At 42.7% G+C, this 13,526-nt stretch carries 14 protein-coding genes; 12 read left to right on the plus strand and 2 right to left on the minus strand.

What is annotated here, in order from left to right; translation table 11 throughout:
* The first annotated feature begins 147 nt into the window (after window positions 1–147).
* The 5 genes from ONE56_RS16235 (at window position 148) to ONE56_RS16255 (ending at window position 6,838) form a co-directional block, all read left to right on the plus strand.
* Window positions 148–1,572, plus strand: a complete 1,425-nt coding sequence (locus ONE56_RS16235) for an MATE family efflux transporter (RefSeq protein ID WP_423841067.1) — start codon at window positions 148–150, stop codon at window positions 1,570–1,572.
* A gap of 569 nt (window positions 1,573–2,141) precedes the next feature.
* Window positions 2,142–3,734, plus strand: a complete 1,593-nt coding sequence (locus tag ONE56_RS16240; protein WP_423841068.1) for an ABC transporter substrate-binding protein — start codon at window positions 2,142–2,144, stop codon at window positions 3,732–3,734.
* Window positions 3,734–4,672 carry an ABC transporter permease gene (locus tag ONE56_RS16245; protein ID WP_423841069.1) on the plus strand — a complete coding sequence of 313 codons (939 nt, stop codon included), beginning with the start codon at window positions 3,734–3,736 and terminating at the stop codon, window positions 4,670–4,672. Before ONE56_RS16240 ends, ONE56_RS16245 begins: the two co-directional genes overlap by 1 nt.
* Complete coding sequence (locus ONE56_RS16250; protein ID WP_423841070.1) at window positions 4,669–5,478, plus strand: ABC transporter permease; 810 nt, start codon at window positions 4,669–4,671, stop codon at window positions 5,476–5,478. Before ONE56_RS16245 ends, ONE56_RS16250 begins: the two co-directional genes overlap by 4 nt.
* Entirely contained in the window at window positions 5,453–6,838 is a 1,386-nt protein-coding gene (locus ONE56_RS16255; protein ID WP_423841071.1) for an ABC transporter ATP-binding protein, read from the plus strand. The genes ONE56_RS16250 and ONE56_RS16255 overlap by 26 nt, the downstream gene beginning before the upstream one ends.
* Before the next feature lie 154 nt (window positions 6,839–6,992).
* On the opposite strand, the gene ONE56_RS16260 is transcribed toward ONE56_RS16255, so the two are convergent.
* Complete coding sequence (locus ONE56_RS16260; RefSeq protein WP_423841072.1) at window positions 6,993–7,484, minus strand: hypothetical protein; 492 nt, start codon at window positions 7,482–7,484, stop codon at window positions 6,993–6,995.
* Complete coding sequence (locus ONE56_RS16265) at window positions 7,481–8,329, minus strand: winged helix-turn-helix domain-containing protein (RefSeq protein WP_423841073.1); 849 nt, start codon at window positions 8,327–8,329, stop codon at window positions 7,481–7,483. The genes ONE56_RS16260 and ONE56_RS16265 overlap by 4 nt, the downstream gene beginning before the upstream one ends.
* A 519-nt stretch (window positions 8,330–8,848) precedes the next feature.
* Here ONE56_RS16265 and ONE56_RS16270 point away from each other — a divergent pair.
* From ONE56_RS16270 to ONE56_RS16300, 7 genes are all read left to right on the plus strand, one after another.
* Complete coding sequence (locus ONE56_RS16270; RefSeq protein WP_423841074.1) at window positions 8,849–9,040, plus strand: hypothetical protein; 192 nt, start codon at window positions 8,849–8,851, stop codon at window positions 9,038–9,040.
* Window positions 9,041–9,052: 12 nt separating this feature from the next.
* Complete coding sequence (locus tag ONE56_RS16275) at window positions 9,053–9,322, plus strand: hypothetical protein (protein ID WP_423841075.1); 270 nt, start codon at window positions 9,053–9,055, stop codon at window positions 9,320–9,322.
* A 408-nt stretch (window positions 9,323–9,730) separates the two neighbouring features.
* Window positions 9,731–10,381: a hypothetical protein gene (locus ONE56_RS16280; protein ID WP_423841076.1), complete on the plus strand. Its 651-nt coding sequence runs from the start codon at window positions 9,731–9,733 to the stop codon at window positions 10,379–10,381.
* 246 nt (window positions 10,382–10,627) lie between these two features.
* Window positions 10,628–11,116 carry a hypothetical protein gene (locus tag ONE56_RS16285; RefSeq protein ID WP_423841077.1) on the plus strand — a complete coding sequence of 163 codons (489 nt, stop codon included), beginning with the start codon at window positions 10,628–10,630 and terminating at the stop codon, window positions 11,114–11,116.
* A gap of 60 nt (window positions 11,117–11,176) precedes the next feature.
* On the plus strand, window positions 11,177–11,413 hold the full coding sequence (locus tag ONE56_RS16290) for a hypothetical protein (protein ID WP_041154609.1): 237 nt from the start codon (window positions 11,177–11,179) through the stop codon (window positions 11,411–11,413).
* 264 nt (window positions 11,414–11,677) lie between these two features.
* The gene (locus ONE56_RS16295; RefSeq protein WP_331438548.1) at window positions 11,678–12,262 is read left to right on the plus strand and encodes a DUF1439 domain-containing protein; all 585 of its coding nucleotides are present in this window, start codon (window positions 11,678–11,680) and stop codon (window positions 12,260–12,262) included.
* A gap of 127 nt (window positions 12,263–12,389) precedes the next feature.
* Window positions 12,390–13,523, plus strand: a complete 1,134-nt coding sequence (locus ONE56_RS16300) for an exonuclease SbcCD subunit D (protein ID WP_423841078.1) — start codon at window positions 12,390–12,392, stop codon at window positions 13,521–13,523.
* Window positions 13,524–13,526 lie beyond the last annotated feature (3 nt).

The following is a 13,526-nucleotide window of genomic DNA, read 5'->3' on the forward strand; positions in this document are numbered from 1 at the left end:
AATCTACAAATGATTGAGTGGCTTTTTGTTGGAGAACAAACCTCAATTTCACTTTTTAACATTCTGATTTTCACGCTTATTTATTTGTTTCAATACGATATCAGGCTATGCTGAATGGCATGAGTGTCATAATGTATGGGGACGTGAATGAGTAAAACGCAGCATCTTATCGAGGGGCCAATCAATAAAGCGCTGCTGTCTCTCGCCATTCCTATCGTATTTGGTCAATTATTACAGTCTGCTTATCAGCTAACCGATGCCTTTTGGGTCGGGCGCTTAGGCGCAGATGAAGTCGCTGCGGTTTCTGTCAGCATGCCCGTGACATTTTTGGTGATTGCATTAGGTGCAGGCCTAGCCATGGCTGGTGCGACATTAACTGCCCAGTATATGGGCGCAGGACAAATGGATAAGGTAAACCATGTCGCCGGGCAAACCATGCTGATGGTGTTTATTACTTCGGTGGTTCTTGGCGTTATCGGTTATCTGTTGTCACCCTATTTTTTAACGTTATTGGGGGTTGAAAAATCGGTTTACACTAACGCGTTAAGTTTTATGCATATCTCGTTTATTAGTGTGATTTTTGTCTTTGTTTACAATATGTTTCAGGCACTAATGAGGGGGATTGGCCAGGTCAAAATTCCGCTATATATCGTACTCGGAACGGTGTTACTTAACTTTGTATTAGATCCTCTCTTTATCTTCGGTTTGGGGGGATTTGAAGGTCTTGGGGTATCTGGTGCTGCCCTGGCAACGTTGGTGACTCAGGCGCTGGCTGCACTGGCGGGATTTTACATTCTTTCCAAAGGGCGTCACGGCATTCACCTTAAGTGGAAAGACTTATCGCCGGACTGGACATACATCAAGCGAGCGTTTTTCTTGGGAGCTCCAGGATCTGTTGAGTTGTCTGCTCGAGCTCTTGGGCTGATTACTATGTCATTTTTGGTGGCGAGCTTTGGCACGGTAACGATCGCTTCTTATGGTGTCGGCTCGAATATTTTGCAGCTCATTACCATTCCGGCGATGGGGCTGTCTATGGCGGTGTCTACTCTGGTAGGGCAAAACCTTGGGGCAAACCGCGTTGATCGTGCAGCAAAAATAACGGTGATTGGTTCTGTTTGGAGCTTCGTTATGTTAACGATGATCGGTATTTTTGCGTTTTTGATGGCCCCAAGTGTGATTCGATTCTTCATCCCTGATAACCCTCAAGTGATTGAACAAGGTGCTCAGTTCTTAAGAGTAATGTGTTTATCTTGGGGCTTTATTGGTATTCAGCTTTCTATTATGTCTGCGTTTAGAGCATCTGGGAATATGACGAACAGTATGGTGTTGTCTTTGCTGACCCAATGGGTATTCCAGTTCCCTTTAGCGTACATATTATCGAAGCATACTTACTTAGCTGAGCAGGGAATTTGGTGGTCTTTTGCGATAACCAATGTCATGGTTGCGCTCGTCGCAATCGCTTGGTATGCCCGTGGAAGCTGGAAGAAAACTCGGATAATCGAACAGGATGATGTTGAAACGCTGGTCACCTCAGAAGAGGCGCTTATCGAAGTGGGTGAGCGCAGGGCGTGATTTTTCTATGACTATACTTTTTGGTTAAAAGTTGAACAGTTGAGCGTTAATCTGGCATAAATTACTTTGATTTGAATCAAATTGTTATACTATAACAATTATCATTTATGCTGTTGTTCGTGCCGTGCATTACTTTCATCATCTCAAACTGAATAGATTGCTGCTTTTAGCGATGTTGCTTGTTCCCTTGGGGCTAAGCACCGTTTCGCTTGCGCACTCGATGGAGATGGATCAAAGTGTTCACGAACATCACAGTTGCGAAGTCTATGACGCCATTTGTCACGCTTTGCACTCTCAGGTCGCGCCGAAACTCGACACCGACAAATCACAGTGCTATCAGTGCTTCGAACTATTACTCTCAACATTTGTCTCGACAGAGCTTCCTCGAACACGCTCTCCTCCTACGATCCTTTAACGTTTTCTCGTTTCAGAGAATCCTAATTTTACATTTATATACCCACAGTATCTCGATCTGATTGGTTCAGCTAAGGCCAGGCGAGTTTATTCGCCTGTACTCGGTTGATCTTAATTAGGGGGTATAGCATTCAAAAAATACGTTAGGGATTGTTATGACTGACATTTCTTATGCTTCTATCTCACGAAAGAAGAAGCTAGTTCGTGGCCTTATTTTGGCTACTATCGTTGCAGCTGGCGCTGCGATTACATTAAGCAAACAAGACACATCATCAGAACAGGTTGTGCCTAGCAAGGACAATACATTGTCTATTAGTGGTCCTTGGGAAATTTCTAGCTTGGACCCGTCTAAACAGGGTTATATTTTGACCCGAATGCAGGTTATTGAAACCCTACTCAATGTTGATGAAACCGGGACTATAACACCTGGATTGGCGAAAAAATGGCACAGCAGTGAAGACGGACTCACTTGGCATGTGACTTTACGTGACAATGTCACATTTCATGATGGAAGTAAAATGAACGCAGAGTCAGTCGTTCGCAGCCTAGCCAACGCACAGCGTAAACATGGAACGCTGAATAAAGCGGATGTTCGCCGTATTTCTGCCGTGAATAGTAACGAGATAACAATCGAACTCGTTAAACCTTACGCTGCGTTTGCTTCTCTATTAACGAACTACTCGAATGCCATTTTATCTCCGGCGTCGTTTAAATCGAACGGAGCATTAGATGCATTATATGGTACAGGACCGTATCAATTGGCGAGTTTTGCTCCTCCACACAAACTAACGGTTCAGAAGTTTGAACATTACTGGGGTGAAAAAGCGAAGATTCATTTTGCTACCTATTTAACAGGACACCGAGCAGAAAGCCGAATCCTTCAAGCGAAGTCGGGCGAGGCCGATATTGTATTCACCTTGGAGCCCTCAATGTTAGCTCAGCTCCAAAGTCATGATGAGGTGACGGTCCATAGCAACTTAATTCCAAGAACTATGTTCATCAAAGTGAATGCTGGTCACCCATTTCTAAACGATATTAAAGCACGAAGAGCGCTGAGCATGGCTTTAGACCGTTCATCAATCGCGAAAAATGTCCTTGGCTCACCAGGAGCAGAAACGGCTCAGCTTATGCCTAGCTCTATGTCTCAATGGTTTATTGAAGGTGTTACTGCTGATGAGTTTAATGTAGAGCAAGCGCGCTCAATGCTTGCTGACTTAGGGTGGAAGCCTAGGACTAATGGTGTACTTGAACGCGATGGTGTGCCATTCAAACTGACGATGATCACTTACGCCGATCGTCCAGAGTTAACCATAGTTGCTACCGCAATACAGGCGCAATGGGCGAAGATCGGAGTGGATTTAAACGTTGATGTGACGAACTCAAGTATGATCCCCGCTGGTCATCAGGACGGTTCACTAGAACTGGCTTTGATCGCGCGTAACTTTGGTTTTAGTGCCGATCCACTTCCAATTATCAGCTCTGATTTTGCTAATGGTGGAGGTGATTGGGGCACTATGAATTGGGATAATAAGACGGTGAACAAGGCGATAGCGAAGCTGCTTGATAATTCCGACGCGACACGTGCGCTCGAGCTCAGCCAACAAGTCGCTGGGGCTATTTATCGGGAGATGCCTGTGATTCCTGTTTCCAGCTATAGCCAACATACTTCAGTAAATAAACGGGTAAAACACTTTAAGTTTGACCCGTTTGAACGTAATTACTTCATTAACCAGATGGAAATTAACTGATGTTGTGGCGAAACGTTAAACAGCGCCTATACCAGCTTATCTTAGTTGCTTGGGGGGTAGGTACGCTGACCTTCATCCTTATGAGAAGTTTACCTGGTGATATGGCGTATCGAATCGCTGCAGGTCGTTATGGTCAAGATAATGTTGATTCTGCGGCCGCTGCGTTGGTGCGTCAGGAGCTCAACCTTGATCAGGGATGGTTGAACAGCTATCTCAGTTGGCTTGTTGATCTACTGCAACTCAACTTGGGTAAGTCCATGGTGAGTGGACTACCTGTTAGCGAGATGGTAATGCATCAATTAGGTCACTCTCTGCTGTTGGCTGGGTGTGGTATCGCTTTGTCGGTTCTTATTGCGCTTCCACTCGGCACGTTATCTGCGAAAAAAGGCGGGAGCTTCAATGCACTGATGGTGTGGTGTTCCACTTTTACGCGAGCAATGCCGGTGTTTGTTCTTGGCCTAGTCTTGATCTTGATTTTTGCCATGGAATGGAAATGGTTTCCTGTTGCTGGCTTTGGCAGTTGGCAACACTTGGTTCTTCCTAGCCTTACATTGGCAATCAGTCTTGCTGCTGTCTCAAACCGCGTTGTACACATTAGCGTAAAAAACGTGTTGCGCTCTCCTTTCTATACATTTTCACGTGTTAAAGGTCTGAGTGAAAAGCAGACATTCTTCCGCCATGGCTTACGAAACATGGCTGTGCCTATCGTTGCATTTATCGGGATTCAACTGGTCAGTGTCATTGAAGGCATCGTTATGATCGAGTCTCTATTTTCATGGCCAGGCGTGGGTCATGGGTTAGCGCACGCGATTTTTGCTCGTGATATTCCTGTTATTCAAGGCTGTGCACTGACGATGGGAATTCTTTTTGTGCTGCTAAATAGCATTATTGATGTGCTTTGCTATTGGATTGACCCAAGAGGACAGCAAGAAAAATGATGAAACACTTAACATTAAATCAAAAGCTTGGATTGGCTATCCTATTCGGCTTGTTCTCGTTCTCTTTGTTTGTCACCTGGTTGTCTCCTTATACGATCGATGAGCAGGATCTATCCATTCGTTTGCTCGCTCCCAGTCACGCGCATTGGTTCGGAACCGATCATTTTGGACGAGATATGATGACGCGCCTAGCTAGCGCGATTTGTCTCTCCTTTTCCTTAAGTGTGCTTTGCGTCATCAGTGCATCTGTGTTGGGTGTCACGCTTGGAGTGTGCTCTGCATGGGCTGGTGGTCGGGTAGAGCAAGGATTAGAAGTCGTCGTTAATATTCTATTAGCGTTACCCGGCTTAGTACTCGTCCTGTTGCTGTCAGCAATTGCGCCAGGCTCTTTCTTTGTCATGTATTTGGCTATTTCCTTGGTTCAGTGGGTTGAGTATTACCGAGTGACTCGTGCCATTTGCCGTACGGTCATTGACAGCCCTGAGCGACAAGTATCGATGATGATGGGATTTGGCAAGTGGTATCAGTTTAAACGGCATATTTGGCCAGCGATTTCGCCTTCTGTTTTTACGATGGCGGCTTTTGGTGGCGCAAATGCAATTTTGATGATGGCGTCACTCGGTTTTGTGTCGGTCGGAATTCAGCCTCCTTTAGCAGAACTCGGTTTGATGAGCGTTGAATTGTTCCCATTTTATGTTGACGCACCTTGGGTTTTGGTTCAGCCACTAATGGTCGTCGCGCTATTGGTTTTAGGCTTTCATTTATTAGCAGGAGCGAGCCGTGAGTCTCTTAATACAACTGACTGATCTCTCGATCAAACTAAAAGAAGTCGAGCTTCTCGAGCCACTATCGTTGACGCTCTATCAAGATCAACCTGTCACGATCCTAGGTCAGACAGGATCAGGAAAAAGCCTGCTTGCACAAGCAATCGTCGGTCTATTGCCAAGTGAGTTGATACAGAAAGGACAAATTGAAGTATTTGGCAACACCCATGACCGACGATCATTAACCAATTTGTGGGGCAAAGAGCTTGTTATGCTACCTCAAGAGCCTTGGCGTGCACTCGATCCCTTGATGCCTGCCTATCAACAAGTGGCTGAGGTGTATGAGTGTGTTCATGGTTTGAATAATGAGGTAGCTTTCAATCGAGCCATTAGTGAACTGGATAAAATTGGTCTGAAACATAGTGCGTCTAAACGACCAGGGCAATTGTCAGGAGGGATGACGCAGCGTCTGGCGGTAATTTCTGCAACCGCTGGCGGTGCTAAGCTGATACTGGCGGATGAGCCAACAAAAGGGCTGGACGTAAGTCGTCGTGATGACATCATTCAGCTGCTCATCCAATGTTCACAAGGCGGTGGTTTGCTGACTATCACACATGATATCGAAGTCGCACGACAAATTGGCGGTGACATCATTGTTATGAAAGAGGGGAGTGTTGTTGAAAAAGGCTCGGCAGAACAGGTGCTAAATAATCCAGAGCACGCATACACACAGGCTTTAATTAATGCAGATCCGAAACGTTGGCAGGCAAGAGAAAAGGTTTTATCTTTGCAACAACCTGTACTCGAAGTGCGTGACTTAGCGATTGGGAGAAATGGCCACACACTATCGAAAGGGATAAACTTTACCGTTCACAAAGGAGAAGTGATCGGTGTCGTTGGAGACAGCGGCTGCGGAAAAAGTACATTAGGAGATACGTTACTTGGTTTATTGACGCCACTGGATGGAAAAGTGACGAAGACGGCTTCTAATACAAAGCCTTACCAATGGTTGAAGTTATTTCAGGATCCACCAGCCGCATTTTCCTCAAGTGTTACACTCGGTGTTTTGCTCGAAGATTTAATACAACTGCATCTGTTGGACAGAAATCGAATCGCCCCTCTGATGGCAAAGTTAAAACTCTCACCAGAGTTATTAAATAGAAGAAGTACAGAGGTGTCTGGTGGCGAGCTACAGAGATTTGCTATTCTGAGAGCACTGTTATTGGACCCAATATTTTTATTTGCGGATGAACCTACATCCAGACTTGATCCGATCATTGCGAAAGAGGTGACGGAGTTACTGGTCAACCTAGCAAAAGAGCAGGGATGTGCGCTACTTATTGTCAGTCATGATCCTGATTTAATACACAAGACTTGCGATAATGTGGTTAAGTTAAATTAAGCTGCAGTAAGCTATAAAAGTAGCAAGCAATAAAAAAACGCCTTTGTTGCGGAAGTAACAAAGGCGTCAATTATAAATGTTATTCTCGTTAGTCAATAAAGACGATACCTAATCAAGATTCATTGATTCGTTAGCGAGCTTCGCTTATGGCCCATCATTGTTCCATGCAGCGGACTACGTGTTTATCAAGATCGTAGTAACACAAAAAACTGTCGACAAGTATGCGTTCATACACTCGGTCTTTGTATACGTCAATACCAAGAAATGACTTTTGAATCCTGGTGACAATAGGTGACGTTGATGCTTCAAAAACCACCGGTCTGTTTACATCTTCCACTTCTTCAATTTTATTTGTTCGAGCGATCAATAAACCATCTTTATTATAAATGTCGCCATCTAAAGTAAACGTGCTGTATTGCGTATCTTTTTCTACATCAATAATTTTCACAATTGAGGTGTATTTTTGCTCTTCTGATAGAAAATCAGCACTTGTCGTGAGTTTAATCGTGTCCTGATCTTGTGAAAGAATAAATTCGGTTCTCTTGTAATAACCATCAAAGTGAATGTCTTCATTTAAATTTGTTGCAACAAGCAAAATAATTAGGACGACAAACACGAGAAGGTTAATCGGTCTTAAATAACTCATATTTTACAGCCCTTAGTTTTTAAATTGGCAACAATTGCTTCTAGGTCGTTACCGGAGTAAGAAAAAAGCTCTTTATCTTGTAAACAGTCAACAACAACTCCATTGGAAACCGTATTAACAAACACAACGCTTTTATTATCGTGAATGGCTTTCTCGATGATGATTTGTAGCGTGCTGGTGTTAACTGCCACCTTATCGTTATCCGACTCTGTACTAATTAATGATGAAAACGCCTTGTTATCTTTGGTGTAAATTGCAACGTGATGGTCACTGTCGATGACATCAACGACAGCCGGCTTAGGGGTCGTTCTTCCGCCAAAAATAAGCAACATAAGAAGTGCGATGTTAACAATAAGAAGAGGGTAGCCCAAACCTAATAGCGCGATTCGTTTCACACTGCCAAATTGAAACTTTTTTTCTATTGCTGCACTTTGCGCGTCAGTCTGTTTACTCGCCGTATTTTGTTCTGACTCACTGATGGATACACTTTGTGGGACGCTGTCTTTAGCGTCAACCGCAATGCCAGTTTCGGTCAATCGGACTTTGTCCGTTAATACGGTATAGCCTTTATTTTTTTCGTTGGTGATAACGTCTAGATTAGTGTGGGACTTGAAGATTTTTCTGACATTGGCAATCGCAACGGGTACTGAATTTTTTGAAACGAGCTTGTTCGGCCAGCCAATGGTCGCAAGTTCTTCTTTCGTATAGAACTTGCCTTTATTAGCTAATAAATTACTCAATATCGCAGATTCGGAGTAAGAACACTTGTATTTTACTTCATCAACAATGATGAAGTAGCTTCCACCGTCCTCACTGACGCTTACATAAATGCAGTTATCACTCATTTTAATGCTGTCTCTTCTATTTTTATCATGGATTCATGGGCATAAATCAATTAAATCATACTATAAATTTCATAATTTATCCTAGCTTATGATTGTTACCGTAACGTCAAATTCGCGTCGCAAATGATCTGCGACAGGTTAACCGATTAAAATTGACTTGATTGATGGTTTTTTAATCGGGCCAGATAGGGTGGAGGAGATTATTATCGTTTTATCAGGTGGTTAAGAGGTTCTTTGTGCGTAAGACATAGTCGGAAATCTTACATGTACACCTGCTCTCAATGTCGTTTTGGTTAGATTCTTAGATAATTTACCCGCTTATTTTATGTAGATAATTAACAAGGCGTGGTTGCTCTGATGTCTCGTTATCGTTATTAAATTTTATAAATGTACATTTTTATGGATGAGAACTAGCTTTAACGTTCGATAAAAAGCGCAAAATTGTGTGTAAGCGTAAGCTCAGACTTAAGCGACTATCATTGACGCGCAATTTATTCTCGTTGATAAATGAGGAATTAAATGAAAAAGCTACTCGTTTTACTTGCACTTGCAGGCCTAATTGCCCCAGCTTTGGCCAGCACGGGCTTTTATAAGTTTGAGAGCGTGGGCGGTCGTTTTCGGATCTGTCACTATAATGTAATGGCCTCCGATTATGCTGTTACGGTAAAAGTGAGTGAGCAATGCCCGCTGACTATTGACGTCGCGCTGTAGCATAGCGAGATAATGAAGGCTCTACCCGGCATCGTAGCAACCACAATTTTGGGCGTTATTGCGCCAGTTTCCGCAGCTAATGATTCCGTCATGCTGACAAAAGAGATAGTGGTTGAACGGGGTACCCTGTGTGTCTATAGCGATTTTGACAGAGACTACACGATAACAATTGAAGATTACGAATACTGTCCGTTGACGCTGCATGTGGACCAACGACAGAACAAAAAAACACAAGAAATGACGTTATCACACTCAGTTTTGGGTGAATTGTTTTCGCAGTGAATCTTGGTTTTAATCTGTTTTTTTCTAAATTAATTGCACACTGTTTTAATGTAACTTTTTGTTTTAGTTTATTTTTTATATTATTAATTTTAATTAATCTACTTTGTGTGTGGTGATGGGTAGACTTGTAGTCAATCAAATAACAACGTCTCGGCAAACACCGAACTAAAAGTAGCGTTTACGATAAGATATGCAATTACAATACTAGGTCTTACGTAACAAATGAGCTACACTTTACAAACACTTATGGGCTTTTTGTTTATGAGTGTGAGATCTTACTGATAACGGCTTAAGCCACAAAAAGGTGGTGTTACCAGTGGGACAACGAACAAGAGGTAGTGCTTTAGCATCATGTTGACTAAGTGCTGCACTCAACATTATTGATAAATAACAATGGAAAATATTGCTATGAAAAAATTCATTCTCGCGGCGGCAGTGGCTGGTGTTCTAGCTGGTTGTAACTCTGATGATGTAGAGAAAGCTCTGATGACAAGCTTAGATGCAGGTGAAACTGACACAGCAGCAGCTGAAATTGCAGATGCAACTTCAGTGATTGTGAATGACGTTTTAGATCAATGTGGATTTTTAGAAGCTAACGCTGACTTCGGTGATTGCGATATCGCTGGTAAGACTTACTCACCTAAAGCTAGTGCTATTGGCTTTAGTGAAGATCAGACAGTTGAAGGTGAAGAAATCGATGACTTTTCTGAGCTAGAGCTTAAAGTAATGTATGACCAAGCAGCGAAAGTAATCACGCTTAAGACTGCAGTTCCTGGTGCGTACTGGCAGTTTGATAACAACTTGCAAACTTCTTATACCAATGATGATGATTCGCTAAAGCATGAGCTAAAAATTGACGTTGCTGACTTTGCGAATACCAAAGAAGCGAAAGTTACTTTTGATGCACAAAACATCATGGACATCAACGACGTTGAAACATTCCGTTCTTCAGCGACAGATCTAGTGTACTCTTCGGTTTCTCCTGCTGGCTTTAACGCGGGTGGTGTTATCGTGATTACTGACAAAAATGGTGACGAAGACCGCGTAATAAGTAACTAATTACCAGTAAGTTACTAGTAAGATATTTTGAAAGTGGCTTTCTCTTTGTAGAGTCACTTTTTACAGGGTAGGTGATATACCTACCCTGATCAATTTACCTTTAAACTTTATCAACCTTCACGGAACAATAAATATTGGAGTAATACGCACCTCCACTTAGGGATGTCTACTTTTTATTCGCTGGATTTTATTTGCTATTTCCTGACGATGTTTAATCAAGTTTAACCTAAACGAGAGCGCATATTTATGAAATATTTAAAAATTTCGATATTAATTATTTTTGCGGCCATTCAATTACCACTTATTTCCTCCGCTTACGCCAATAGCTTTAATGAGTCAGAAGAATTCCCTCAATATGATGGTTCCACTCATTACAATAACACTCAGCAAAGTACTAATGAGACCTTGCAAGAGTTTTATATTGCCAGTCAACAAGCGATGCGAAAAGGGCTTAAAAGTTTTCACAACTATGCACTAGATATTACCGCTCATTACGTTGCGGAACACGGCACTAAACATCTATTCCAATCGGAATTGAATGTGCTTCATAAGGAACGCCCTTATTTACTGCATGCCAGTGAATTAGCTCACACTGCAAATTTAGTGAAAGTTGCTGATTCGAACGAAATTACCGAAGCGGATTACGAAAGTGCCTTATATTCATGCCACGACATGTGGGTTCGTAGTGATAAATATAAACGCAGCTACATCGAATACGTGAATTCACAGCTGTAATCTGAATCAGTAATTTAAATCTGTAACCTGAGTCTTTAGTGAAGAGAGAGGGGAGTAACAATGATGCAAATTCAAGAAATCCTTGAGATCGATGAGCTTGGCAGCTCAATACTCAGCTATCAATTTAATGGTAATGAACTTTGTCGCTTAATCTGGATTAATATGGCTCAAAGTGTTGGCGCGTTTGCCTTACAGACAGAAGGCTGCTTGTCATCTCGCCGCTTCTTTGATTTATCCAAAGCCCGCCACGCAGCGTATGAATGTTCTTGGCAACTTCTGGTCAAACTGGGTATTTAGCATTGTAGATTTGATAATTCTGTTATGGGGCAGATTTAACGTTCGTCATCGTTAACCTTGTTTTTAACTTCGTTGGTAACAAACTCAAGCTTCTCCCTAACGGAGTGAATTTTTAAGTGGTCTCACTTTGAAAGCGTACCCTTTTGTTGATCGCGCGTACTTCGTTTAATGTTCTATTACGGTTTAATGTTCTATTACGATCTGTTTCGCGCATGATAGACTGCATGTACTATGCAGCGGATATTTGTGAGCGAATGAGCGATGATGCAATACAGAGTGAAAGCTATATTTAGAACATTTTTTGTCTCGGTCGTTGTCTTGATCGTCAATGGTTGTGCCAGTTTAAACAGCTGTGTGGGTTATTGCATATCCGAACAGGACATGGATCAATATTTAGAGTCTAAGGCAGTGATCAAGCAATCCGTTGGGGTTGAGAATGTTATGTCCGCCCAAGTTTCAGTCGATGATCTTGACGTAAAGATTGGTCGTGCTGACGCTGAACGGCTTTCGATATTTGCACACACCAAAGCCAAGGTACAAATGCTAATGGCACCAAGCATGACGTTTGGATTAGCCATTGAATTTAGTGCGATTCCTAAATATTCCCCAAAAACGGGCGAGATCTTCTTGCAATTTGTTCGATTAGAGCAATTTGAGGACGAAAATCACCTTCTACCACCAGAAGTCTTCAATTTACTTCAACCTGCCGCTTCAATGATTGGCTATGCGTTGTCTAATCAACCTGTCTATCAGCTTGATAGCAAAACAGTCCAAGCGATTCTTCAGGAGTCAACCAACCCAAGCCTTGTTATCAAAAACAACCACTTGGTGATCGAAGTATCCAATTAATCAATTCGCGTGAGCGCACGCCACAAACCACATGAAAAGCTGTCGAAGTCACGATATCCTAACAGGTACAAACTTACCTGTGTTCAGGTATCAAAAATTCCATGTTAATGGTAGAAAGTGAATTCGAATGAAGTTTATCCATACCTCAGATTGGCATCTTGGCCGACAATTTCATAATGTCTCCTTGATTGAAGATCAACAAGCCGTCCTAGAGCAGCTTATTCAGTACATCGAGCGCCATCCTGTAGACGCAGTCGTCGTGGCGGGAGATATCTACGACCGCTCTGTACCGCCGACGATCGCGATCGAGTTGCTTAATCGTGTGGTTAAGCGAATCTGTACGGAACTAAACACACCGATGATTCTGATTTCTGGCAACCATGATGGTGCCGAGCGATTGGGTTTCGGCTCTGAGCAAATGAAACGCGCTGGTCTGCATATCATCAGTAATTTTGAAGATATGTTAAACCCTGTCGTGATTGAAACGCCTCAATCCGGCCAAGTTGCTTTCTATGGTATGCCATATAACGATCCCGAGTTAGTCCGTTATGCTTACAAAAAGCCCGTTTCCACACACGACGAAGCGCATAAGCTCCTAGCTGAAAAAATCACCGAGCAGTTCAACACCGAGCAAAAAAATATTCTAATCAGCCATTGCTTCGTTGATGGCGCTATCGAATCCGATTCAGAGCGTCCACTTTCCATTGGCGGCTCAGACCGCGTAAGCCATGAGCACTTTTTACACTTCGATTATGTTGCATTAGGTCATTTACACCAACCACAGAAAAAGGGTGAAGAATACATCCGATATTCTGGTTCCTTGATGAAATACAGCTTTGGTGAGCAAAATCAAAAGAAAGGCTTCACGTTGGTGGAAATCGGGCAAGAAGGGTTTATTCAATCAGAACATGTAGAACTCAGGGCTCCGCACGAAATGCGCATTATTGAAGGCGAACTCGAACAGATCATTGAACAAGGCAAAACAGATCCAAAGAATGAAGATTACTTGCTTGTCCGTTTAATGGATAAACACGCCATATTGAACCCGATGGAAAAGCTTCGCTCCGTTTATCCCAACGTGCTGCATTTGGAAAAACCAGGAATGTTAATTGGAGTTGAGCAAGAGTTAGCTCAAGCAAAACTGGCGCGCAGTGAGATTGACATGTTTAAAGATTTCTTTGTTGAGGCGCAAGATAGCCAATTATCAAAAGAACAAGAGCATGCTATTAGCGACATCATCAAGCAACTTTCACAGCAGTAGGGA

This window comes from Vibrio mytili (assembly GCF_049563345.1).
Taxonomy (GTDB): Bacteria; Pseudomonadota; Gammaproteobacteria; order Enterobacterales; family Vibrionaceae; genus Vibrio; species Vibrio mytili.

Coding starts and splice junctions, on each gene's coding strand:
- ONE56_RS16235 (WP_423841067.1), top strand. CDS start 148: ATGAGTAAAACGCAGCATCTTATCGAGGGGCCAATCAATAAAGCGCTG.
- ONE56_RS16240 (WP_423841068.1), top strand. CDS start 2,142: ATGACTGACATTTCTTATGCTTCTATCTCACGAAAGAAGAAGCTAGTT.
- ONE56_RS16245 (WP_423841069.1), top strand. CDS start 3,734: ATGTTGTGGCGAAACGTTAAACAGCGCCTATACCAGCTTATCTTAGTT.
- ONE56_RS16250 (WP_423841070.1), top strand. CDS start 4,669: ATGATGAAACACTTAACATTAAATCAAAAGCTTGGATTGGCTATCCTA.
- ONE56_RS16260 (WP_423841072.1), bottom strand. CDS start 7,484: ATGAGTTATTTAAGACCGATTAACCTTCTCGTGTTTGTCGTCCTAATT.
- ONE56_RS16265 (WP_423841073.1), bottom strand. CDS start 8,329: ATGAGTGATAACTGCATTTATGTAAGCGTCAGTGAGGACGGTGGAAGC.
- ONE56_RS16270 (WP_423841074.1), top strand. CDS start 8,849: ATGAAAAAGCTACTCGTTTTACTTGCACTTGCAGGCCTAATTGCCCCA.
- ONE56_RS16275 (WP_423841075.1), top strand. CDS start 9,053: ATGAAGGCTCTACCCGGCATCGTAGCAACCACAATTTTGGGCGTTATT.
- ONE56_RS16280 (WP_423841076.1), top strand. CDS start 9,731: ATGAAAAAATTCATTCTCGCGGCGGCAGTGGCTGGTGTTCTAGCTGGT.
- ONE56_RS16285 (WP_423841077.1), top strand. CDS start 10,628: ATGAAATATTTAAAAATTTCGATATTAATTATTTTTGCGGCCATTCAA.
- ONE56_RS16290 (WP_041154609.1), top strand. CDS start 11,177: ATGATGCAAATTCAAGAAATCCTTGAGATCGATGAGCTTGGCAGCTCA.
- ONE56_RS16295 (WP_331438548.1), top strand. CDS start 11,678: ATGCAATACAGAGTGAAAGCTATATTTAGAACATTTTTTGTCTCGGTC.
- ONE56_RS16300 (WP_423841078.1), top strand. CDS start 12,390: ATGAAGTTTATCCATACCTCAGATTGGCATCTTGGCCGACAATTTCAT.